Origin of the sequence: Glycomyces rhizosphaerae (assembly GCF_042647865.1) — a bacterium.
Taxonomy (GTDB): Bacteria; Actinomycetota; Actinomycetes; order Mycobacteriales; family Micromonosporaceae; genus Glycomyces; species Glycomyces rhizosphaerae.
This window is the reverse complement of the sequence record NZ_JBHRWO010000008.1, coordinates 225346-248891: the sequence shown is the minus strand read 5'-3', so window position 1 is coordinate 248891 and position 23546 is coordinate 225346. Positions and strand designations below refer to the sequence as shown.

General features: G+C 68.0%; 15 protein-coding genes. 8 read left to right on the top strand and 7 right to left on the bottom strand.

Annotated elements, in window-relative coordinates:
* From ACFO8M_RS09250 to ACFO8M_RS09235, 4 genes are all read left to right on the top strand, one after another.
* Nucleotides 1-968 (top strand): WD40/YVTN/BNR-like repeat-containing protein (locus tag ACFO8M_RS09250; RefSeq protein ID WP_387973691.1); only part of this gene is annotated, 968 nt, incomplete at its 5' end.
* A 231-nt stretch (nucleotides 969-1199) separates the two neighbouring features.
* Nucleotides 1200-1934, top strand: a complete 735-nt coding sequence (locus ACFO8M_RS09245) for a sugar phosphate isomerase/epimerase family protein (RefSeq protein ID WP_387973688.1) — start codon at nucleotides 1200-1202, stop codon at nucleotides 1932-1934.
* Nucleotides 1931-3031: a Gfo/Idh/MocA family protein gene (locus ACFO8M_RS09240; protein WP_387973686.1), complete on the top strand. Its 1101-nt coding sequence runs from the start codon at nucleotides 1931-1933 to the stop codon at nucleotides 3029-3031. The genes ACFO8M_RS09245 and ACFO8M_RS09240 overlap by 4 nt, the downstream gene beginning before the upstream one ends.
* Before the next feature lie 678 nt (nucleotides 3032-3709).
* Nucleotides 3710-5398 carry an acyltransferase gene (locus tag ACFO8M_RS09235; RefSeq protein ID WP_387973683.1) on the top strand — a complete coding sequence of 563 codons (1689 nt, stop codon included), beginning with the start codon at nucleotides 3710-3712 and terminating at the stop codon, nucleotides 5396-5398.
* An 86-nt stretch (nucleotides 5399-5484) separates the two neighbouring features.
* Here the strand turns inward: ACFO8M_RS09235 and ACFO8M_RS09230 are convergent, their stop codons facing one another.
* A complete protein-coding gene (locus ACFO8M_RS09230) occupies nucleotides 5485-6960 on the bottom strand; it encodes a family 43 glycosylhydrolase (protein ID WP_387973680.1) in 1476 nt (491 codons plus the stop codon).
* A 4-nt stretch (nucleotides 6961-6964) separates the two neighbouring features.
* Nucleotides 6965-8461: a family 43 glycosylhydrolase gene (locus ACFO8M_RS09225; protein WP_387973677.1), complete on the bottom strand. Its 1497-nt coding sequence runs from the start codon at nucleotides 8459-8461 to the stop codon at nucleotides 6965-6967.
* Nucleotides 8462-8913: 452 nt separating this feature from the next.
* Here ACFO8M_RS09225 and ACFO8M_RS09220 point away from each other — a divergent pair, with 452 nt between their 5' ends.
* Nucleotides 8914-11091 (top strand): family 43 glycosylhydrolase, encoded by a 2178-nt coding sequence (locus ACFO8M_RS09220; RefSeq protein ID WP_387973674.1) that lies wholly within the window; start codon nucleotides 8914-8916, stop codon nucleotides 11089-11091.
* Nucleotides 11092-11413: 322 nt separating this feature from the next.
* Here ACFO8M_RS09220 and ACFO8M_RS09215 read toward each other — a convergent pair whose 3' ends face one another.
* Both ACFO8M_RS09215 and ACFO8M_RS09210 read right to left on the bottom strand, forming a co-directional pair.
* On the bottom strand, nucleotides 11414-14761 hold the full coding sequence (locus ACFO8M_RS09215; RefSeq protein WP_387973671.1) for a discoidin domain-containing protein: 3348 nt from the start codon (nucleotides 14759-14761) through the stop codon (nucleotides 11414-11416).
* Nucleotides 14762-15038: 277 nt separating this feature from the next.
* Entirely contained in the window at nucleotides 15039-16001 is a 963-nt protein-coding gene (locus tag ACFO8M_RS09210; RefSeq protein WP_387973668.1) for a helix-turn-helix transcriptional regulator, read from the bottom strand.
* A gap of 82 nt (nucleotides 16002-16083) precedes the next feature.
* Between ACFO8M_RS09210 and ACFO8M_RS09205 the strand changes: the two genes are divergently transcribed.
* Complete coding sequence (locus tag ACFO8M_RS09205; RefSeq protein WP_387973665.1) at nucleotides 16084-16449, top strand: VOC family protein; 366 nt, start codon at nucleotides 16084-16086, stop codon at nucleotides 16447-16449.
* Between the two features lie 141 nt (nucleotides 16450-16590).
* Here the strand turns inward: ACFO8M_RS09205 and ACFO8M_RS09200 are convergent, their stop codons facing one another.
* Complete coding sequence (locus tag ACFO8M_RS09200; protein ID WP_387973662.1) at nucleotides 16591-17553, bottom strand: hypothetical protein; 963 nt, start codon at nucleotides 17551-17553, stop codon at nucleotides 16591-16593.
* Between the two features lie 29 nt (nucleotides 17554-17582).
* On the bottom strand, nucleotides 17583-18164 hold the full coding sequence (locus tag ACFO8M_RS09195) for a hypothetical protein (RefSeq protein WP_387973659.1): 582 nt from the start codon (nucleotides 18162-18164) through the stop codon (nucleotides 17583-17585).
* Between the two features lie 679 nt (nucleotides 18165-18843).
* Between ACFO8M_RS09195 and ACFO8M_RS09190 the strand changes: the two genes are divergently transcribed.
* Both ACFO8M_RS09190 and ACFO8M_RS09185 read left to right on the top strand, forming a co-directional pair.
* Entirely contained in the window at nucleotides 18844-21117 is a 2274-nt protein-coding gene (locus ACFO8M_RS09190; RefSeq protein WP_387973656.1) for a DNA/RNA non-specific endonuclease, read from the top strand.
* The gene (locus tag ACFO8M_RS09185; protein WP_387973653.1) at nucleotides 21051-21710 is read left to right on the top strand and encodes a GNAT family N-acetyltransferase; all 660 of its coding nucleotides are present in this window, start codon (nucleotides 21051-21053) and stop codon (nucleotides 21708-21710) included. Before ACFO8M_RS09190 ends, ACFO8M_RS09185 begins: the two co-directional genes overlap by 67 nt.
* A 296-nt stretch (nucleotides 21711-22006) precedes the next feature.
* Here the strand turns inward: ACFO8M_RS09185 and ACFO8M_RS09180 are convergent, their stop codons facing one another.
* Nucleotides 22007-23491: a multicopper oxidase family protein gene (locus tag ACFO8M_RS09180; protein WP_387973650.1), complete on the bottom strand. Its 1485-nt coding sequence runs from the start codon at nucleotides 23489-23491 to the stop codon at nucleotides 22007-22009.
* Nucleotides 23492-23546 lie beyond the last annotated feature (55 nt).

Here is a 23546-nt window from a genome sequence, read left to right as displayed (position 1 = left end):
TCACCGTCGGCGTCCGCGCCGAAGGCGTGGAGGAGTGCGCGGTCCTGGACCTCGCCGCGCTCGGCGGGACACTCGTCTCCGCCGTCGGCGACGTCGGCGGGTTCGTCCACACCGACCTCGACCGGGCCGAGCCGATGATCGACACCGGCTGGTCCACCGGCACCAGCGTCGACTTCGCCCAAGCCGACCCGGACATCGTCGTCGGTACCGGCAACGTGCACGGCAACGAGAGGGGCCACGTCGGCGTCTCCACCGACCGCGGCAAGACCTGGCGCAACGCCGCTCGGGTCGAGGGCGTCCCCGGCGACGGCCACGGCGGCACCGTCGCCGTCAGCGCCGACGGGTCCAGGATCTTCTGGACCCCGGGCGACTCCGAGGTCACCCCGGTGTACAGCACCGACCTGGGCGAGACGTGGAACCCGGTCGAGGGACTCCCGGCGGGAGCGAAGATCCGGTCCGACCGTGTCAAGGCGTCGGTCCTGTACTCGTTCTCGGGCGGCACGTTCTACCGCAGCACCGACGGGGGCGCGACGTTCACCGACACCGGAGCGACAGGCCTGCCCACCGGCGGTGTCGACGACTTCCGCGCCGTCCCCGGCAAGAAGAACCACGTCTGGCTCGCCGGGCGCGGGGACTCCGAGAAGGACATCGAAGGGGGCATGTGGCGGTCCAAGGACGGCGGCATCACCTGGAAGCGCCTCGCCAAGTTCGACACGGCCGAGTCGGTCGGCTTCGGCAAAGCCGCCAAGTCGTCCGGTTACCCGGCGATCTACACCTCAGCGCTGATCGACGGCAAGGCCGCGATCTACCGCTCGACCGACGGCGGCTCCAAGTGGACCCGCATCAACGACGACGCTCACCAGTGGGCCTACTCGGGGTCCGCCATCACCGGTGACCCGCTCGTCTACGGCCGCGTCTACCTCACCACCAACGGCCGCGGCATCATCTACGGCGACATCACCAGCTGACGAACGGAAGCCGCCCCGCGCGACGCGGGGCGGCCATCACCGAAGCGACACCGCGAAAGGAATCACGATCATCACCGGAACGCACGCGAGAGCCTCCGCGACCGGTGAGGGAGGCGAGCCTCGACTTCGTCATCCGCGGGGGACCGTACGCGGTCCCCGCCTGGGCCGAGCCACCGTCCTATTGCGATCCGGCTCCGACCGATACAGACCCCCGACCAGAAGGACACCGACATGACTGCAGCACTTTCGGTGCAGCTCTATAGCGTGCGGGACGCGCTCGCCGCCGACCTGCCGGGCACGCTCGACCGCATAGCGGGACTCGGCTTCGCGAACGTGGAACTCTTCGACTTCGTCGACCGAGTGGACGAGTACCGCACCGCGCTCGCGAACGCGGGCCTGGCCGCGCTCTCGGGCCACGCGCCGATCGCCGAGGGCGATGCCGAGCGCGCAATCGAGGCCGCGGCCGCCCTCGGCATGCGGACGCTCATCGAGCCGATGATCCGCCATGGATGGGAGACCGCGGACGGCGTGCACGCGATCGCGGACCGGCTCGGTCAGATCGCCGCCCAGGCCGGGCCGCTCGGCATCGAGGTCGGCTACCACAACCACACCTGGGAGTTCGAGTCCGCTATCGACGGACGCAGCGCCTTCGACGTGTTCGCGGAACGAATCGACCCCGCGGTAGTGCTCGAAGTCGACACCTACTGGGCCGAGGTCGGCGGCCAGAGCGCGCCCGAGCTCCTGGCCCGCCTCGGCGACCGCGTGCGGCTGCTCCACGTCAAGGACGGACCCCAAAGCGGCGACGCGGCCGCGCAGCAGCCCGCGGGATCGGGCGACATGCCGATCAAGGAGATCCTGGCGGCCGCACCCCAGGCCGTGCGGGTCATCGAATTCGACGCTTACGCCGGCGACATCTTCGACGGGATCGCGCAAAGCCTGCGGTTCGTCTCCAGGCAGGCAGCATGAACGGCGGGCCGGTAGGCGTCGGTGTCATCGGCGCGGGAGTCATCAGCGGCGAATACCTGCGCAACCTCACCGCGTTCCCCGACCTCGCCGTGCGATTCGTGGCCGACCTCGACACGGACCGGGCCAAAGCGCAGGCGGACGCATACGCCGTCCCGGCGTCGGGGACGGTGGCCGAACTCCTGGCGCGCGAGGACATCGAGATCGTGGTGAACCTGACGATCCCCGCCGTCCATGTGGAGGTCGGCCTCCAGATCCTGCGCGCCGGCAAGCACGCCTGGAGCGAGAAGCCCGTCGCACTGGACCGCGAGAGCGGCCTGCTGCTGCTGGAGGAGGCGAGGCGACGCGGCCTCAGGGTCGCGTGCGCGCCGGACACCGTCCTCGGCTCCGGCCTCCAGACCGGCCTGCGGGCCATCAAGGACGGCCGGATCGGGGAACCGCTCACCGCCCTGGCGATCATGCAGGCCCCCGGCCCCGAGTCGTGGCACCCGAGCCCGGAGTTCCTCTTCGACACCGGCGGCGGCCCGCTGTTCGACATCGGACCGTACTACCTGACCGCCCTCGTCCACGTCTTCGGTCCGGTGCGCCGCGTCAGCGCGACCTCGTCGCGGTCCCGCGCCACGCGCGTCATCGGTTCGGGCCCACGCGCCGGAACGGAGTTCCCGGTGAACGTGCCGACCGCGCACAGCGCGCTGCTGGAGTTCGCCGGCGGCGCGAGCGCGGTGGCCGTGTTCAGTTTCGAGTCCCACCTGACGCGTGCCGGCCTCGTCGAGGTCACCGGAACCTCGGGCACGCTCGCGCTCCCCGACCCGAACGGGTTCGGCGGCCCCTCGCAGCTGTGGCGGGACGGCGGCGAACCGGACCTGATCGATGCCAGCGGACCCGAATACGGCAGAGGCGCCGGCGTGCTCGACCTGGCCCGCGCGATCCGATCGGGGACGGAAGAGCGGGCCTCCGGCGCCGTCGCCTTCCACGTGCTCGACATCATGGCCGCGATCACGGAGGCCGCGGCGTCAGGGAGCGCCGTCGAACCGCAGAGCACGGTGATCCGGCCCGATGCACTTCCGCGCCAATGGGACCCGACGACCCGCACACTCTGACCACGGCCGACCTGAGGCGAGGGTCTTCTGGACGGCGGAGACTGCGCGCCGCAACGGTGTGACTGTACCTGGCCGTCCGAAATGATCGTTTCGTCCAAGGGCTGCGCTCGGCCGAAATCAGACCTTTATGGAGTGCGACTATGGCGAAGACTGCCAGCATTGCCGGCGGCGCAGGCGGCATGGGAATCGCTACCGCTCAGATGCCCATGGGGAGTGGCCTCTTCCGTGTGCCAGGGTGCGCGCGCGGAAATAGCCGCGCACCCTGCCCACTGGGTGCTGGGCCGGCGACTACCGGTGTTCCACCGGTCTGATCTTGGCCGCGGGGGAGCGGCACTGACCCTGTCGTTCCAGGGATCCTCAGGGGCCAACGGCTCGTCGCCTGCGGCGCCCGGGGAGCCAACAGATCCAGAACATGATGACCAAGGCGACCACTTGAGATCGACAGTGACTGCTGCCCTTCGGTTGACGGGACGGAGCCGGTGTCGGCAGACCTTCCAGGTGGCGGCGGTGTCCTTGTGGCCGAGGAGGTCGGCGATGAGCTCGATCGAGGCGCCGGCGTCGGACATGATCGATGCAGGCGCGCCCTGAATGCTCCGAGTCCGCGGGGTTGTATAACGCTTTCCAAGTGGCTAGGCTCTGACGACGTCGCCTCAGCCGCGTCCCCGAATCGGAGGTCCCATGCCCGCCGAAACCGCAGCGTCGCTGCCTTACGAGGAGAACCGTTTCGACTTCTCGCCGTGGCGGTTCTGGTCCGAAGCACCCGACGGGCAGCGCGATCGTCAGCGTGAACTGCAGCAGCGGTTGCGGATCGAACGCGGCTACGACCTGGGCGAGGGATGCTTCCTCTCGCCGCTCGCGGCAATCCAGAACGATAGCCTGAACCTGGGCGACCGCACCTACGTGGCCGCCGGGGCCTACCTCACTGGCGACCTCTCCATGGGCGCCGACTGCACTGTCAACCCCTACACGGTCGTCCGCGGCGACATCACCATGGGCGATTGCGTGCGCATCGGCGCGCACACGTCGATCATCGCGTTCAACCACGTCACCACCGATCCGGACACGCCGGTCGTCTGGCAGGGACTGACCTCGCAAGGCATCACGATCGGCGACGACGTGTGGATCGGCTCCCACGTGGTCGTCCTCGACGGGGTCACGGTCGGAAGCAGGTCGGTGCTGGCGGCGGGTGCCGTGGTCACCAAGGACGTCCCCGAAGGCGCGATCGTCGGTGGTAGCCCGGCGCGCGTCCTGAAATGGCGAGTGCCTCCGGCAGACCCGGTCGCCAAGAGCGACACGAGCCTCGGAGACCTGGTCGCCGAGTTCGCTGATCGGGCTCGAACAGAGGCCGCCGACGTGCTCGAACGATGCTGGAACCCGACGTCCGGACTGTTCAGCGACCGCCCGGGGAGGGCCCCGACGGTGCGGGCGCAGTGCGACGCGATCGAGATCGCCGACCTCCTGCTGGGCGGCCCACCGACGCAACTGCCGGTCCAGGAGCAGATCTCGCGGCTGCGGTCCTGGCAGGACGAGCAGACCGGCCTCGTCGGCCAGTTCGATCACGACGGCACCTACCTGTCGCGCCGAACGGACTTGGACGATGGGGAGGCCGCCTACCACGTCCTGAGTGTCGGCTACGCGCTCGACCTGCTCGGAAGCGCCTTCACCCACCCGATCAACCTGGCGCCGGCCGACTCGGCCGAGGCGGTGACGCGGTGGCTCGACGCCCAGCCGTGGCGGGAAAACCCCTGGCATGCCGGGTCGGACGTCGACCAGCTCGGCACGGCCATGACGTGGAACCGACTTGGCGGCCACGGCAATCCCGCGGGCTGCGAGGAAGCGCTGTTCGGCTGGATGCTCACGCGGGCCGATCCGAACACCGGTCTGTGGGCCCCAGTCGACCACGAGGACCTGCGACGGCCGGTCAACGGCTGGTACCGGGCGGTGCGCGGGACCTTCGGCCAGTTCGGCGTGCCGGTCCCGTATCCCGAACGGGTCGTGGACACAGTTCTGCGGCACTTGGACGACGCGACGTGGTTCGCGCCCGAGCGGCTCAATGCCTGCAACGTCCTCGACGTGGCCCATCCCCTATGGATCACCCGCCGCACGGGGCACCGCACCGACGAGGTCGTCTCGAAGGCCCGCACGCTCCTCGGACACGCCCTGGCCAACTGGATCCCGGGTCGGGGTTTCGGCTTCGCAGCGCCGTCACCGGACGGCGGCGAGACCCAGCCAGGATTGCAGGGCACAGAGATGTGGCTCGCCATCATCTGGTACCTGGCCGATCTGCTCGGCGTAGCTGAGCGCCTTGGATACCGACCGCGCGGAGTCCACAATCCCGACGCCGCCCTCAGACGGCACTCGCTTTAGCGCATGAATGCGCGGCTGACTCGGCCAGGCGGTTGCGCCAGGGCCCGGCCGGTCGATCCGGCCGGGCCCTGGCTACTCGGTGGTGGTCACTCTCCTGAAGGCGCCGGGAATTGCACACCGCTGGCCAGCGGCATGCCGAAGTTCGGGGTGCCGTCCGCGTTGAATGTGAACTCCTGCACGCGGGTCTGACGGGTGTCGCCGCAGCCCTGGCTGGACGTGGTGTTGCCGTGGTAGACCAGCCAGTGCTCGGTGCCGTCCGGGGAGGTGAAGAAGCCGTTGTGGCCGGGCCCGTAGACGCCGTTCCCGCGCTGGAGCACCGGTGTCGACTTCTTGGTCCACGAGGAGACCGCGAGCGGGTTCGGGCCGGTGAGTTCGAGCAGACCCAGCTTGTAGTCCGGGGTGTTGCACGAGGAGGCCGAGAAGGTCACGAACGTGCGCCCGTCGTGCTGGAGCACGGCCGGGGCCTCGTTGACGCGCATGCCCACGGTCTCCCAGCTGTGGCTGGGTCGCGAGATCGTGGCGTGCGCGCCGGTGACGGTCCAAGGGTTCGACATGGCCGCGATCCGGATCGACTGGTCGGCGCCGACCCATTCGCTCCACATCAGGTAGAGCCCGCCGTCGACCTCCAGGTAGGTCCCATCGATGTTCCACTGGTTCGGCAGCGGAGTGCCCATGAACTCATAGGGTCCCATGGGTGTCGCGCTGGTCGAGCGCAGCACGTGGAGCTTCTGCCCGTCGAGGTTCGTCTGGGAGTTCCCGGAGGTGTACATGAGGTACCAGACGCCGCCGATGCGGTGGAACTCCGGCGCCCAGTGGGAGCAGCAGCGGCTGGGGGTGTTCGCGTCGTTCCACACCACGGTGTCGCTTGCGGTCTTCAGCCCGGCCAGGGTGGTGGCGCGACGCATGATGACCGTGGAGTTCCAGGTCGTGGTCGACATGTAGTAGTAGCCGTCCCAGTATTCGATCCAGGGGTCGGCGCCGTTGGAGCGGATCGGGTTGGCGAGGGTGTTCTGCGAACCGCCGCCGACCTGGTTGAGTCGCCACTTCTGGGCGTTCGATCCTTCGTAGGTGTACTGCGAGATGCGGCTGCCCGCGGTGGTCGACCACTCCCACAGGTCGAGTGCCTTGCCCGAGAAGCGGTTGATGAAACTGCGGGTGCCGTCGGCGTGCTCGGTGACCGACCACTGCTGGTTGGTGCCGCCGAGGTCGGTCCACTGCGCGATGGTCGCGCCGTCGGCGGCATTGCGCTGGTAGACGTCGAGCACCAGGTTCGAGTGCCGCGCCTGGATCCGGTAGTAGCCGCCGCCCGAGTCGAGGAACCGGAACTGCTGGTTCGTCGCGTCGGTGCGGTTCCATTGGGTGAGTTCGGCTCCGGTCGCGGTAGAGGCGCCCTTGACATCGAGGGCGAGGCCGGAGTGGGCGCTGGTGATGACGTACCAGGTGCCGGGCGTGACGGCGGCCTGGGCCGGGGCCTGGGCGGCCACGACGAGGCCGAGGGCCGTCAGTGCGGCGGTGAGGGTGAGCGCGACGAGTGCGCGCCAGCGCTGGCGAATGGTCGGCATGGTGTCAGCTCCCGTCCAGTACGGGCCAGCCCGCCGAGTTCCATTGGATCTGTTCGATGTCGAGCGCGAAGCCGCCGCCCGAGCCGTACGCGTGGTACGCCATGAATCCTCTGTGGATGGATTGGCCTCCGGCGGCGACGTTGCTGCCGTAGGCGCCCAGGAGCACGGTGCCGCCCCCGTTGCGCATGTCCACGCCCGCGGCGTCGAGGAACGGTCCGGTGGGGGAGGTGGAGCGGCCTACATTGATCTTGTAGGTGGAGTTCGCTCCCGCGCAGCAGGTGCCGATCGAGGTGAACAGGTAGTAGTACCCGTTGCGGTAGGTCATGGACGGGCCTTCGATGCCGCCGCTCTTGGTGGCCAGGCGGATCGGGGTCGCGCCGGCCTTGGGTTTGCCGGAGGGCCAGTCGAGTTCGATGGTGTGGATGCCCTGCTGCCAGGAGCCGAAGACCATCCAGTGCCCGCCGGAGGCGTCGACGATGATGTTCGCGTCGATCGCGTTGTAGGCGTTGCCGTTGTAGGACTGGAAGACGACGCCCTTGTCGGTCCACCCGAAGCCGGGCGCGGACGGGTCGAGGCTCGGGCTGGTGGCGAGGCCGATGGCCGAGCGCTGGGAGCCGAAGGTCGAGACCGAGTAGTACAGGTAATACAGGCCCTGTGCGGCGTCGTAGTGGATCTCGGGGGCCCAGAGGTTCTCGGAGCCGGGGATCTGCTGCGTGGTCCAGGCGGGCTTGGTGCCCCACATGTAGCCGGCGTGCTGCCAGGTCTGGCCGCCGTTGGTGGAGCGGAGGATCGGGATGTTGCCGTTGCTGAAGCGGATGTCGCCGGTGGCGTAGACGAACCACGGCTGGCCGGCGCATCCGGCCCACAGTGCGGGGTCGTGGGCGCCCAGGGTGCCGCTGAGGCTCGGCGGCTGCGTGGGGCCGCTGGAGCAGTCGTTCGGTTCCGGCTGTTGGGTGCCGCCGATCGGGGTGAGGCTCCACTGCTGGTTGGTGCCGCCGGTGGCGGTGTACTGGGAGATGCGCCCGCCCGCGGCGGCCGACCACTCCCAGAGGTCGAGTGCCTTGCCTGACAAGCGGTTCGCGAAGCTCGCGTAGCCGTCGGACTCGGTCACCGTCCACTGCTGGTCGGTGGCGTTGGTGCTGGTCTCCTGGACGATGTTCGCGCCGTCGGCGGTGTTCTGGTTCTGCAGGCCGAGGACTTTGCCGCTGTGCCGGGATTGAATGCGGTAGTAGCCCCCGCCCGCGTCGACGAACGTGAACTGCTGGTTGGTCGCGTCGGTGCGGGTCCATTGGATGAGTCCGGCGCCGTCGGCCGTGGACCGGCCGTCGATGTCGAAGACCAGGCCGGAGTGGCGGCTGGTGAGGACGTAGTTCGCGGTGGTGTCGATGGCCGCGTTCGCGGTCGCCGGCGCGAGGAAGGCCAGGCCCGCCGTCGCGATGACGGCGGCGGCGAACCCGGAGAACCAGGATCTGCGTCGCGACCGCACTTGGGAAGTGCTCATACGGGTACCAATCTCTAGATAGTGAGGGATAGAGATGAATCGATGTTAACGGACACATATATCGTTACACAAGAGGGGCGGGGCGGATTGTGGACAGTCCGCCGTCACTCCCGTCCCGGGAGCCGTCAGATGCCGTACTCGACCGTGCTTTCGTCCATGCCCATAGGCGAAATGACCATCGACAGGCCTGTCAAGTGTTCGTAGTGTCGGCTGCAAGTCATTCGAGCCGTTTGGGACCGTCTTGTTCCGAACCTGACGGCCCCGATTGACGAAGCGACCGCCTCACGATCCCACCCGGCACTGCGATCGTGAACCACTGGCGCGTCCCGGTTCCCGGGACTCCTCAATGAGTCCCCGGCACCCTTGCGACGCCCGTGTTCATATACCGGCGGCGGTGACAGTGCTGTCTCCGCTGTCCTGCTGCCGGGCGAGATCGAGTGAGAGGCAAGACCATGACACTCATTGCCCGCAGATCGCCACGCCGATGGGGACCGCTCGTCGCCGCGGCGTTGTTCGCCTCGGCAGTGGCCGGGCCCGCAGTTCCCGGGTCCGCCGCCGTCGAAGAGGACACGACGCAGACGGGGCTCCAAACCGCCGCCGCCGACGTGACGAACGCCGATGGCCTGGAGACTCTGGTCTCGGACTACGAGACGCGTGTCCCCACGGAGTACACCGCCGATTCCTGGGCGCCGTTCGCCGAAGCACTGACCACAGCGACCGATGTCGTCGAAGCCGACTCGGCCTCCGAGTCCGAGGTCGCGGAAGCGAAGACGGAACTGCAGACCGCAGCCGCCGATCTGGAACTCCTCCAGTCGACGTTCGCGACCATCACCAACAACACCTTCTGGAGGGATACCGCCGGCGATCCCATCTACTCCCAGGGCGGCGGGGTGTTCAAATTCGGCGACACCTACTACTGGTACGGCGTGCATTACCGCGGCGCCGAGTCCTATCTGGCCAACCCGACGCAGAAGTACGACAACCAGGTCACCTTCGTGTCGATCCCGGTGTACTCCTCGCAGGACCTGGTGAACTGGAAGTTCGAGAACAACGTCGCCACGACTTCGACGAGCCTCGGCAGCCTGGGCGGCACCATGGGCAACGCCGGGTGGATCGGGCGCCTCGGTGTCGCGTACAACGAGAACACCGGCAAGTACGTCCTCCCGGTGCAGATGTGGCACCCCACGCAAGACCACGGCGTGCTCTTCCTGCAGGGCAACTCGCCCACCGGGGCCTTCACCTTCGGCAACTTCCAGAAGCAGGTCGTGAACTCGCCGACGACGGGCACCGGCGACCAGACCGTCTTCACCGACGAGGACGGCCAGGACTACCTGATCTTCTCCAACCGCGAGGGCCGCTCCCGCGCCTTCGTCTCCAAGCTCCGCGCGTCCGACTCGCTCATGGCCGAACCCGCGGTCGAGATCGGCCGCAACGGAGACGGCCGCGAGGGCAACGCGATGTTCAAGCTCGACGGCAAGTACTACATGTCGGCGTCGGACCTGCACGGCTGGAACACCTCGGTCAACTACGTCATCGAGTCGACCCAGGGGAGAGTCCAGGGCGACTACACGGACTACTACACGATGCCCGGCACCCAGATGGACTACAGCCACGTGACCCAGACCGGGTTCTTCGTGACCGTCAAAGGGACCGTGCGCGACACGGTGATCTACGCGGGCGATCGCTGGGCCGACTTCGCATGGAACGGGATCGGCTACAACCAGTGGGTCCCGATCACGAAGGAGGGCACCGGGATCCGCTTCCACTCGATGAGCCAGTGGCAGTTCAACGCGACCACCGGTGAGTTCCGCGTCGCACCCGGCAACAACTACATCCTCAACCCCGACATCCAGGCCGACCGGATCATCGTCTCGAACGTGGTCGGGTGGACCAGAACCGGTTCAAGCGGAGTGACCAACGTCAACGGCGGGGCGAACGGGAGCCGGTTCGCGCTGCAGGTGAGCAACGGCGCTGGCGTCCGGCAGCAGATCCAGGTGCCCGCGGGCACCTACACGCTGGGCCTATACACCAAGGGCTCCGGCCGGGTGACCGTCGCCGGGGCCGACGGCAAGGCGTACACCCTCAACGTCCCGTCGTCGAGCGGCTGGGCCAAACGCGAACTCACTGGCATCGCGCTGTCGGCCGGGACCGCCACGGTCACTGTGACCGGCGGGAGCGGCAACCTCGTCGCCGACCAGTTCTCGCTCGTCAGGCAAGGCGGGGCCGATCCCGGCAGCGCGACCCGCTACGAGGCCGAGGGCTCCGGGGCGACCTGCACCGGCGCCATCGACGGCAACCACTCGGGCTATTCCGGGACCGGATTCTGCAACGGCGACAACACCGACAGCGCCTATGCCGAGTTCACCGTGCAGGCCACGGCCGCCGGGACGGCGACGCTGAACCTCCGGTACGCCAACGGCGGCACCACCGGAAGACCGGGCGACCTGATCGTGAACGGCACCCGAGTGGAGACGACCCCGTTCGGGTCCACCGGCGCGTGGAACACCTGGACCACCCAGACCGTCACCGTCCAACTGCGCGCGGGCGCCAACACCGTCCGATGGGACCCGACCACCGCGAACGGTCTCCCCAACATCGACTACCTCGACGTCGCTCAAGCGAGCGGCTAGAACTCCCGGCGGCGTGGGTGGTACGGAGGAGGAAGTCTCCGCACCACCCACACCGCCACTCCTTTCCGGATCCCCGGCTCAGTGCCAGAAGAGGGCCTTCATGACCATCGACCGCAGGCAACTGCTGTGCCTGGCCTCGGCCGCCGGGCTCGGCGCGGGGCCTTGCGGCGAGGGATCGAACGCGACGGCTCGCCGTCGGAGCGCCCCTCGTCCACGCCATCGATCCGAGCGTCCTCTGGCGGCAGGCGTAGGGCCTGGAACGCCGCGCCCCGCCGCTCCCGAGGATCGGGTGCGGCGGGGCGGTCGGCCGGGGTGGCCGGTATCAAGCGAATTCGCCGAAGAACTGGATCTCGCCCAGGTTCCCGTGCCAGCGGTTCGGGTTGTAGATCTTGAAGTAGCGGTAGTACGTGTCGTCGGAGACGGTCCGCCCCTGCCAGACGCCGGACTTGGTGCCGGTCAGCGGCTCGGTGAGCTGGGTCCACGACTGGCCGTCGTTGGAGCCCAGGACGAACGTGCCGTCCGACCGCGACGTGCAGCACAGGCGCGGCAGGAAGTACACCTCGTCGAGGCGCACGGACGCGTTCTCCCCGAAGTCCACCGTGTAGTACGAGCCCACACCGGTGTTGAGGTCGCCGGCCGTGTTCTCGTCGCCGTCGAAGAGCAGGTAGCCGACCTGGTCGGCGGGGAGCCCGTTGCCGGGCCACTGCTTGTCGGAGGCGAGGACGGTGGCGAAGTTCGCGACGTCGACCAGCTGGTCGCGGTTCCCGCCGACGAACAGGCTCGCACCTGCGGTGGTGCCGTACAGGGTCGGTCCGGCTTTGCCGTCGGTGTCGGTGTAGTCGACGGAGAGCGTGACCGGTCCGGCCGCGACGCCGTCGAGGACGACCGGGGCGAGCCAGTTGACGCCGTCGTCCGAAGCGGCCGGCGCTTCGATGCCCATCACGTTGACGGTGACGGCGTCGACCGGCTGCTTCGTGGTGACCGCGACGTTCACGGTGTCGCCGACGGCGACCTTCCCGGCGACGGCGTCGTCGGAGGTGATCGTGGCCGACTGGATCTGGTTGCCGATCTCGTGGCGCTCACCGTAGATGTGGAACTCGGTCATCTCGAACACGCCGCGGATGATCCCGTAGAGGACGTCCGGCAGCTGTTCGATCATCTGGACCTTGATGTACCGGAACTGGTCGTCCCGGAGTTCCGGCGCCACTTCGAGGGTGTTGAAGTCCTGGGTGAACTCCGTGGCGCCCGGCGTGAGACGGGTCCAGTTGACGCCGTCGTTCGAGCCGTACACCGTCGAGTTGGCGAGCCGGTCGGCGAAGATGTTGCTCTGGAAGCCGAACTCCCGCGCCGAGACCCGGAAGTCCGGGCCGAAGTCGAACCTGTGCGACATGTTGACGGCCTGCGGGTAGCCGGTGCCGGTCTGGTTGTCGCCGTCCACGAGGAGCGGGGTGCGCTCCGCCGCGGTCGAGGCGTGGAGGAGGCCGGCGTAGTCGAGGCTGCCGTCCACATCGGTCTTCGGCGAGATCAGGCGCAGGCCGTCGAACGCGGCGACCATGCCCGCCAAGGCGGTCGCGAACTCCGCGTCGCTGCCGTCCTGCAGTTGTGCTTCGGCCGCTTCACGTGCGGCGATGAAGGCGGCGTCGGTCGCCGATTCGTAGCCGTCCTCGGGGTCGTAGTCCTCTTCGGCCAGCGCGAGTGCTTCCTGGCGGTCGTCGGCGGCGTCGAGCGTGATCGTGCGCGCGGCGACGCTCGTCCCGGCGGTGGCGGCGATGGTGATCGTCGCCGAGTCGGCGCCGGTCCATGTCAGGGTGCCGGTCTCGGCGTCGAGTTCGGCGCCGTCGGGGAGGTCGGTGGCGCTGTAGGTGATGCCCTCGGGGCCGGTGGCGGCGAGGTCGTGGGTGAGTTCGGCGCCGGACCAGCCGACGATCCGATCGGGCGCGTCCGCGGGGAAGACCGGCGCGTCGATCTCGGCTTGGGCGTTGATGTTGATGTGGTCGAAGTCGACTGTGGCGCCTTCGGTTTCGATGAACAGGATGTTGTCCATGCCTCTGGTGACCGTGACGTAGCGCCACTCGCCGCCGGTGTCCGGCACGATCACGGTGGTGTCGCGCCTGACGGTGTCGGCGTGGCTGACGCCGCCGAGGTGCATCACGGCTTCGCCCTCGGTGCGGACGAGGAAGCCTTGCTGCGGCTTGTTGTTCGCGCCGCTGAGGTAGGCGATCTTCGATCCGTTGCCCATGCTCACGTAGCCGTCGCCTTCCTCGACGTTCCCGGCCAGGTGCGTGTAGCGCTGCTCGACCTCCAGGATGTCCGGGTCCGCGCTCGGCGGCGGGGCCGATTCGCCGGCCGCCTCGGCGGGCGCGAACATCCACGAGTCGCCGCCGCCGTCGCGGCCGTCCCAGCCGATGAAGGCCGGGCCGGGGCGGTTCGCGTAGGCCTCTGAGAAGAACGGGGCCATCGCCTCGACGTCCTCACCGCGCGTGAACTTGTAGTGGTAGTAGATCTCCCAGAAGCTCGCTGTGCCGTACCGGCCGCGGTAGCCGTCGGCGATGTGGTCGTAGGTGTCGCGGATCGTGCCGTCGGGCGAGATCGCGTACCCGACCGGCGTCCACTCCGGGTCGCGGCCGGACATGAACTGCCAGAAGTAGTCCGCGGCCTTGAGGATGCGGTCGTCCAGGAACTCGTAGGGGCCTACGGCGTCGTCGGCGGTCGAGACCGTGCCGTCGACCGGGTCCACTTCGGTGCCCTGCGCCAGCATCATGCGGGACAGGACCGAGAAGTTTGTGAGGTTGCCGCCGCCGTGGGCCTGGTCGCGGCCCATCTCGACCAGCTGCACGTGGGGGTTGTCGATGGCCTCGCCGGTCTTGTCATTCTTGTCGACCCAGCGGGCCAGCCGCGCGATCGAGCCGTTGAAGCCTTCGTCCTTTGCGGACTCATTGACGGTGAACCACTCGACCTTCTCGTCGTAGAGGGACTTGTCGTCCATGAAGATCGCCCCGGCCATTGAACCCATCAGCGGGTAGTTGTGCTGGTTCATGAAACGGTCCGGAGAGGACATGAACGTCGCGATGGCGGGCCTGATGAGGTTGTCGCCGAGCGCCTTCGTGTCGGCTTCGGTCCACGTGAGGGCCGGGTCCTCGCCGCAGCTGGTGGAGCGCAGCAGTTCGGCGGCGGCGGACATGCGGAAGAGCGGGACGCCGTTGTGGATGTGCGAGTCGGTGTAGTACTCGAACTTGGTGGGGTCCATCTGCTCCCAGTTGCGGAGGATGGCCAGCGCGTTCCTGCGGTAGACCTCCTTGCCGGTGAGCACGTGCATGACCGCCTGCGTGTAGGACTTCAGGCCGTCGGCCTCGAACATCCCTCTGGTGCCCGAGTTGAAGGCGGTCGTGCGCGGCTTGGTCGGGTCCGAACCGGCGTTGGACGGTTTCACGCCCTCCCCGGCGGCGCCGGACTTCTGCAGCGCCTCGAACCCGGACTTCCACGGTTCGGCGCCGGCCGCGAGCTGAGTGCGCACGTTCTCCAGGATCGGCTCGGTGAATCCGATGCCGGGGTGGCTGAACCCGGCTTCGCTGGTCGAGGAGTGGAACTGCACGTCGCAGGTCGCGAGGTTCTGCCCCGCCGCGGGATCGGCGGACGGGACGAGTTGGAGGAGTCCTATGGAGAGCAGCATTGCCGCCGTGAATGCAAGGGCCCGTTTGGGAAGGGCGGCGCGATCGCGTAGGGCGGCCGTGGGGGGACGCATGAGAGGTGCCTACTCCGTTCGAGAGATCGTTTTCATCGATAGATAACGATATCCGATTGGGGCGCGAGGATCAAGGACCGTCTGGAAATCCATAAGAGTACCAGGTAAAGGCCATACTCCATCGACAAGACCATGCTCGATCGCGGCCTGCGGCGATGGCACTCCAGGCCTCTCCTGCCACACTTCGGCATTGGCCTAGAAATCGTTATCTGACTTCAGGTGCCGACGAGCCGCGGTAGTGGTCGACGATCCGCTGTGCGAGTGCCTTGATGCGCTCGCGGGCTTCGGGTGGGCCGGTGATGGTGGCGGAGTCGGCGAAGGCCAGAAGCTGCCGTACGTCTTCGAGGACGCGGCAGCGCAGGACTCCCGGGGTGGTCCCGTCCGGTTCGGGCTCGCCGAGGGTCAGGCGCGAGCCGAGGATGCGCTGGGCCCGCTCCACCTGGTAGCCCTGGATGCGCAGGTGCACTTCGAGGTCGCCGCCGGTCTCCCAGCCGGACGTCAGTTCGGCGGCGACCGCGGCGAGGCGCACGCCCGGGCGGAGGCGTCGTGCGGTGCGCAGCGGTTCCCACCGGTCGATCTTCAGCAGGTTGAGCAGCCGGGGCGTGCCCGCCTCGTCGGCGACGAGGTACCAGCGGCCGCCTTTCGCCAAGAGCCCGTAGGGGTCCACGGTCCGCCACTGCGCCGGTCGGCCCGTCCGCTCATAGTGGACCTTGAGTCGTACGCCGCGGCGCAGGTCGCCGATCAGTGCGGCGGGGGAGACCCCGCCGGGTTCGCGGCCGAACCACGGCCGGTTGTCGCTGGCGACGAGGTCGCCGACCGCGATAAGGCCATCGCCGGGACGGGCTCCGGCGACTTTGCGGCGGGCGCGGTCGCTGACCTCCTCGACGCCGAGGCGGCGCCGCTGGTCGTCGTCGAGTCCGGTGAGCGCCAAGTGCTCGCGTTCGGGCGGCGTCAGGCGACTCGTGTCGAGCGCGCCGCCGGGCAGCATCGAGACGCCGCCGTAGCGGCCGCGGCGTGCGAGCACGGGGAAGCCGGCGTCTTGGAGCCAGCGCAGGTCGCGCATGACGGTCCGCTCGGACACGCCGGTCTCTTCGGCGAGCGCGGCGACCGTCGTGTCCGGCCGCGACCGCAGTGCGAGGAGGAGGGAGAAGCACCTGTCGGGAGTCACATCCCCATGTTCGCAGAGAACCTGACAGATCCTGTCAGGTTTCGCGCCTATGGTTGCGCCACTGACGGAAAGGAGGGCACTCATGCCCGCACCGAACATCTTCATCGTCTACGTCGCCGATGCACCTGAGGCGGCCCGCTTCTACGGGGACCTGTTCGACATGAAGCCGGTCTTCGAGACGCCGACGTACATTTCGTTCGAACTCGGCGGCGGCGTCAGCCTCTCGTTGTGGAGCCGCTCGGGCGTGGATCTCACCGCGGACCCGGTGCGCACCAGTGAGTTGTGCCTCGCTGTGGAGGGCGCGCCCGTTTCGGTCGACGCGCTCTGCGAGGAGTGGCGCGGCAAGGGCGTGCAGATCGTCGACGAACCGCGCGACGAGGGCTTCGGCCGCACGTTCGTGGCGGCCGACCCTGACGGCAACCTCATCCGGGTCGCGCCCGTCGACTGATCGCACGCAGCAGGGTGGCGGCATCGGGCCGCCGCCCTCGACAACTGCATACGAGAGACCAAGGGCCGCAGCGCAGCTGCGGCTCGGTTCGCCGAACACGGTTCGGTGAACGCGACTTCGCGGTCGCCTGGTCGGCTGCGGTCAGAGGGTGATGCCCTCGACGCCATTCGGGTTCGGGATCACGCGACTGGACTCCGCAGCGTCGGCGCTGCCGATCAGCGCCGCCACCTCCTCGAAAAACGTGACGAGTTCCCCGGCGAGTTTCTCCCTGTCCGCCTTGACGACCTCGGCGACCTGGTCGAAAGCCGCGAGTACCTGGTCCCGCAACTCGTCCGGATCCGAGGAGTCCATCGTCGGCTCGTCGGCCTGTTCGAGAGGCAGTTCCGAGAGGATCGTCTTGATGGTGCTCCCCACCCAGCCGACCGCGGCGGGCACGGCCGGGCCGCCGGGTGTGCTCACCAGGATGCCGATGAACGTCAGCCAGCCGATGATCGGCTCGAAATCGAGGCTGGAACCCGCCGGGCCGTTGTCGATGGCGGTTCCGGCGGCCCTCACCAGGCCGTCGAGGTGATGGCGGACCTTCATCATGATCAGGGAATCGAGCTGTGCCGCGTTGGCCAGCGCGTTCGCCATCGCACTGTGGGTCTGCGTCGACCTGGTGAGGTGATCGGAGTAGCCCTCCCGGATCGCGGAGCCGGCATCACCGTGCCAGCTCTCGAACCGGTCCTGCACGAGCGCGAGCTTGGCGTCGGTCATCGCGCCGTCGTACGACGTGGCCAGTTGCAGGAGGTCCTCCACCATCGCATCGAGGTCGCCTTCGTCCTTGTCCAGGAGGTTGTCGATGCCGACGAGCATGTCGATGACGAAGTTCGTGGCCAGCGGCCAGCACAGACTGCGCAGCTCCTCTTCCTCCGCCCGGGTCATGTGCGTCTCGAAGTCGAACGTCCAGTCCTCGCGCGGGTTCTGGATCGTGCTCCCGGTGGGGTACCGCTCATTGAAGAACGCATCGTAGCGGGACCGGACGTAAAGCATCTGGAGCGGCTCATTGAACTTCGCGACCATCTCCTTGAGCTCGTCCTTGCTCGGCGGCTGTTCGTCTTTCATGCCCTGGAACGTGGCGAATTTCGGCATGATCAGCGGTCTCTGCGTTCTTCGAGGGGCGGCCGGTCGCCGCCGCGGTCGGTCAGTCGGGTCCGTTCGAACAACGGCTCAGGTTCGATCTCATAGTCCTGGTGGTCCACCGGCTGGCGCGGGCCCCCCGAGAGCGCCTCCTCGTATCCGGAGCCCTCCGCGGCGTTGTCGAAGTTGTTGAACCGGTAGCCGCCGTCGTACTCGTAATCGCCCGCGTCGACCTTGGTGAACTCGCTTGCGACGGAACCGGTCAGATCCTCGCCGGTCATCTCGAAGTCGCGCGCGCCCGCGTTGTCGGCCTGCCGGTACTCATGTCCCGCTTCGGCCACGCTCACCCCGACGGCGCGGTGGCTGTCGGCCGTCTCCTCGGTGACCGCATACAGGAAGCGCTGGCAGCGCATGATGGCCTCGCCGAGGGCGTTGCCCGCGGGCGAGCTGCTCAGCGTCGGAATCAGTCCGCGCCCGGCGCTGTTGCCGATGGCGGCGAGCCTGTTGGCCATCTCGTCGTAGAAGTCGGCCGCGTACGGCAGCGTTATCTCCCCTACGTCGATCAGATCGTCGGGGTCGACTTCGAGTCCGGGCATCGCTTCCTCCCTTTCAGTTGTCATGGGGCGGTGAAGGAGGGCGGAGCCGACCGTCCGTTGGAGGGGCGACTTCAAGATAGGGCGGGGTACGGCCGATGTACAGGCGATCGAGCGGCGGTTTACCGGCGGGATCCGGCGATCGGGTACGGGCGCGGTCCCTCTTCCTCGTCGGGGACAGCAGGGGATCCACAGATTTCTCAGCGGCACAAGCACATTCATGACGAGTCAATGATCCATCTGAGACCGACATGGGATTCCGGGCGTCACGCTGGCCTTCCCAACTGTCCCGCACCCCCAGGCGCAACGCTTGTTGGGCCGGTACCCGGAGGACCACGCTCATGTACGCACCGCCGCAGCAACCCCGCCCACCTCGATTGCTCTGGTACAAGAACCCGAACATCATCATTCCCGTCGGTATGACCACGGCTGTGGCCGCGCTCTTCGCGCCATCACGATCGTCATCACCGTCGACGACAGCCGCTCCGGCACGCTCGGGAACGACCCCGCCGCGGCGTTCGCCGACGCTGACGCCATCGATTTCACTTACACCTACACGGCCTCGGACGGCACGCAGTCCAACGGGCAGTTCACCGTCACCGCCGACGGATACGCGACAGGGACCGTCACCGACGACACCGCCGGGACCGCGACCGTCCACACGACCCCCGACGCTTCCGCAGTGTGGGGCGACGAAGACTGGTGGGCACGCCGCACTCCGGCCCTCGCGACCGCTGCCAAAGATCAGTGGGTGCAAGCCGACGACGGAACGGCGCTCCCCATCGACCTGGCCGCCGAGTTCACCCCGGCTGCCCTCGCCGAGCTCGTCCGCAACATCGACGACTACGGGACGACCGACCGCGATGTTACTGCCTACCAGGGGATTCCGGTGATCGCAAAAACCTGGGAAGACTGGACGCTCATTCGCACGCAGGCGCTTCCCGCCAAGGCCCTGTCCCTCTCTGGGCCGATCGACCAGGGCCTCTTCCACACCGCCGCCGCGCCACACGCCACAGTGGAAGCAGTCTCGGCCGTCTGGGACGGCGAAGCGCCGGCACCCCACCCGCAGGCAGGGGGCGGCGCCGGCACATTGACTCTTGAAGCGCCGTCACCAGCACCGCCCGCAACCGCGACAACCACAAAGGAAACCACGACCAACACGCTCGGCGGCAGCACCGACGCGGAGACCGCGGCCCCGCCGCGTGGATCAGCGGACATCGAGGTGCCGCCCGACATCGCCTCGTTCATCACGCCGCTCCCCTCGCTCACGGGGAGCATCAACGCCACCACCTGCTCCACGCCGACCTGCACGTGGTCGGCGACCGTGCAGAACATCGGTGAGGGACCCGGAGACGTGACTGCCACCGTCTCCGCCACCCCCGGCATGGGGTCGCAGACGATCCCGCTCGGCACCATCCAACCTGGAAGCTCCGCGTCCACCGGGACATTGAGTTTCGCCAACCCCGCCCCGACACCGAGGCCTGGCCAAACCACTTCGGTCATGGTGAACTACTCGCTCGTGACCTATACAGACGCCATCGGCGGGTCCAACGCCGCGCGCTACCGAGAACTCGTCGACCGGCTCGGCGGGTACCTGATGCAGCCGCTGCTCGACCAAGTCATGCAGCAGCTCGACGCCGGCCTGAAAGACCCCGCCGTTGAAGCGATGCACTCGATGCTCGACGACGACGTCCCGCCCGAAGAAGTCCTGGCCGCACTCGACGAAGCCGGGCGAGCCGACCCGGCCCGCGGCGAGTACTCCGAGATGCCCATGCTGAGACAGCTCGCCGCCGCTGGAGACCGGTTCACCTCATGGGCACCGGTGGTCGACCGGTTGACCACGGTCAGCCCGATCGAACTGCCGTACTACCTGCCCGGCTTGGAAACGGCCGCAAGTGAGTTGAATGACCCGGCCGCGCCAACGGTCGCACTCACGTACCCGGAACCGACCACTGCTGGGCAAACACAACCAGCCGTCGTCGTCAGCGCGTACCCGGAATCGGAAACGAAATGCATCGGGGTCGTCTCCGTCCCGGACGGCGACTTGGCGGCCAGCATCGATCAAGCCGTGTCCGTCGCACAGTCCGGTGCGGACTCATGCACCGTCTCTGCGCGCATTGTTCACCCGACCGAACTGCCGTACGTCGATCCGGTGACCGTCCAGCGGCGCCTGCTGGACGCCGTCCCCGACCTGACCGCCTGCGACAGCGGCAACCCGAACTTCACTGAACTCACGATAACGACCGTCACCGGCACCGCCTCCTGGCCCGCGGCGGTGGTTTGCGCAGCAACCGCAGCCGAACGAGAGCAAACCGAAATCGATCTGCTGAACGAACTGGCGCTGGCCCCCGAACTTGTCGGCGCTCTCGAAGGGCTCGGACTCGTCACGGTCGCTGATGGGCAGATCACCGACGTCGACAAGCGCAAGGACGATCCGGACTGCAAGTCCGAATATGAGTACGGGCCGACCGCACCACTCGATCAAGGCAGTGCGTTCTGGCGTTCGGGTGGGACGGTCGCTTCCGGAGCAGCCGCGTACCTGTGCGGGACCCTTCCTGCCGGGGAGGAGACGAGCGGTCAACGGCCGTGGGACTATCCGAGTGAGAACTTCGAGATCGATGGTGCGTGGGCGTTCGCAGCCTGCCATCTGGTCGGCAATCAGCTGGGTGGTTCGGTCGCCCCCGGGAACCTGGTGACGTGTCACCATCCCACGACGAACAACCGGGACATGAAGGGTCTTGAGAACGCGATCGCATCGAGCGTGAGCAGTGAGAGCCACATCTTGTACCTGGTGACTCCGTACTACAACGGCACCCCGGAAGAGGCCGGCAGACCGAGTCCGCTCAGTGGCATCCGAGTCACCGCCATCGGTCTCGGTAAAGGGACTCTGTGGCTGGACGTGTGCTTCGTGAACGGTTGGAACGGGGGCCACGTTCCCGGATCGGGGTGCGCTTGAGATCGTTTCGCTCCACGTTGGACTGCCCAAGTTCAACCCCCAAGCCATCGACGCCGACCTCGCCGAACGCTTCTGGGACCACTCGGCCGACCTCGTCGGCGTCAAGACCTACTGAAAGGAAGGCAGTGATGACGGTTCGGGATGCGTCGCGTGAGGACGCGGCGGACATCTACCGCTTGCTGTGCGATTTCGCCACCAGCTACCGGCCTGAACGTGCGGTCTTCGAAGACCGCACGTTCCCACGCGCCTTGGCGGCCGCCGCAGACGGCGCGGCCGAATTCCTCGTCGCCGAGCAGACCGGTGCGGTGGTCGGCTACCTCCTGGCCGCCCGAGTGCCGACCTTGTTCGCCGGAGGAACCGTTATGGACGTACTGGAGCTCGCCGTCGACGAGGCTCATCGGGGCCGAGGGACGGGATCACTCCTGGTCCGCGCCGCCGTCACCAAGGCGGCGGCATCCGGCGATGTCGAGGTGACGGTGCCCACCCGCCGAGCCGTCGAGTTCTACAAGCGACTCGGGTTCACCGAGGCCGCCACCTACCTGAAGTACACGCCGGGCCGTGAGACCGCCGCCGCGAACGGCGACGGGCCTTAGACCCCTCCATGTCCGCCAAGGGGTGGCGCGTTGGGTTCCTGCGTCGAGTTGCATGGTGCGCCAGATGGCTTTGACTATTCAGCGTTTGAGCAGCGTAGAGCCGGTGGAAGAGGCGCGCTCTCAATACGGCCTCCATCAACGGCGAGTACGCCCCAGGCGTCGGTCACTTCATCGCCCTGGAACGGCCCGACATCCTGGCCGACCTCCTCGCCCGCGAAGGGGCCGCGTCCGCGAACTGACGAACACGAGGGTTGCGTGCGCACAAACCCCTCGATGAAAGACCGATCGGTTCACGTCTAGGAGTGGGCGTGCGCGGCATCGCCGCTGGGCACCTCGGCCAGGACCACGAACTGGCCCATCATGCCCTCGTCCTCGTGCTGCAGCACGTGGCAGTGATACATGTACGGCAGGTTCGGGTCCGTGTAGTCACTGAACCGCATCGCCAGTCGGTACCGCCGGTCCGGGATCAGGAGCACGGTGTCCTTCCGGCCGCGCAGGTGCGGCGGCGGGGTCTCGCCGTCGACCGTGAGGACCTGGAACTGCACGTCGTGCACGTGGAAGTTGTGCACGAAGCCGTTGCCGTTCCGGACCTCCCAAACCTCCAGTGCGCCTTCGCGGACGCCGAAGTCGATGCGGCCCAGGTCCATCGGCTGGTCGTTGATCGCGTCGGACTCGAGGACGAAGGATCGTTCCCGCGCCGCCTCGGCACCGTCCAGGTCGGGTGCGGACCCCATGACGGCGGGAATCTCGGTCTCGTCGGCCAGTGTTGCGGCGGCCCGGAACCGGCAGATGTCGAGTCGGTCCGCGAAGCCGTCGAAGCGCCCCAGCGCGCCGCCGTGCTCGGACTGGTAGGACCGCAGGTCGACGGTCTCCCCGGGCGTGAACGCCACGATGATCTCCGCGCGCTCACCTGGCGAGAGCAGCAGGCGGTCGGTCTCCCACGCCTCGGGCAGGAGGCCGCCGTCGGTGGCGATGAGGGAGAAGGGCCGGTCGTCGGAGAACCCGAAGTGGTACAGCCGCGCGTTGGAGCCGTTGAGCAGTCGCAGGCGCACCAGGCGGGTCGTCACATCGAAGTACGGACCGAGTGTGCCGTTGACGAGGATCTCGTCGCCGATCACTCCGAGCGAGCCGCCGAGCGGACTGGACGCCTCGAACTGGTGGTCCCCGTTGAAAGTGCGGTCCTGCACGATCATCGGGACGTCATCGACCCCGTACGAGGACGGCAGGTGCAGCGCCCCGGCCTCCTCGTCGTCGACGATGAACATCCCGGTGAGGCCCCGGTAGAGGTGGTCGGCGGTCTTCCCGTGCAAGTGCGGGTGGTACCAGAGCGTCGCGGCGGGCTGGTCCACCGTCCACTGCGGAGTCCAGATGTCGCCGGGGGCGATGGACTGGTGCGGGCCGCCGTCCATCACGGCGGGCAGGTGCATGCCGTGCCAGTGGACCGAGGTCGCCTGGTCGAGGTCGTTGCGGATCGCGAACGCGATCGCTTCGCCGCGTCCGGCCCGGATCGTGGGTCCGAGGTAGGTGCCGTTGATGCCCCACGTGTCGGTGGCCGGGCCGTCCTTGAACTCGGTGCGGCCGGCCTGGATGTCGAGGTCGAACACGCGGACGCCCGAGGCGTCGAGCGTGGACTCGGCGAGCGGGGGGACGAGCAGCGGTGAGTCGAAGTCGACCTCGCCCCACGTGTCTTGCTTGGCGCCGGCGATCCAGGTGGCGATGGCGCCGCCGCCGAGGGCGAGAGCTCCGGTGGCGCCGAGGGTCAGTGCGGTACGTCGTTTCATGGCGAGTCCTTTTCGGAGAGGGGCACGGGGGAGACGGTGGGTGGCGGCCCGCACG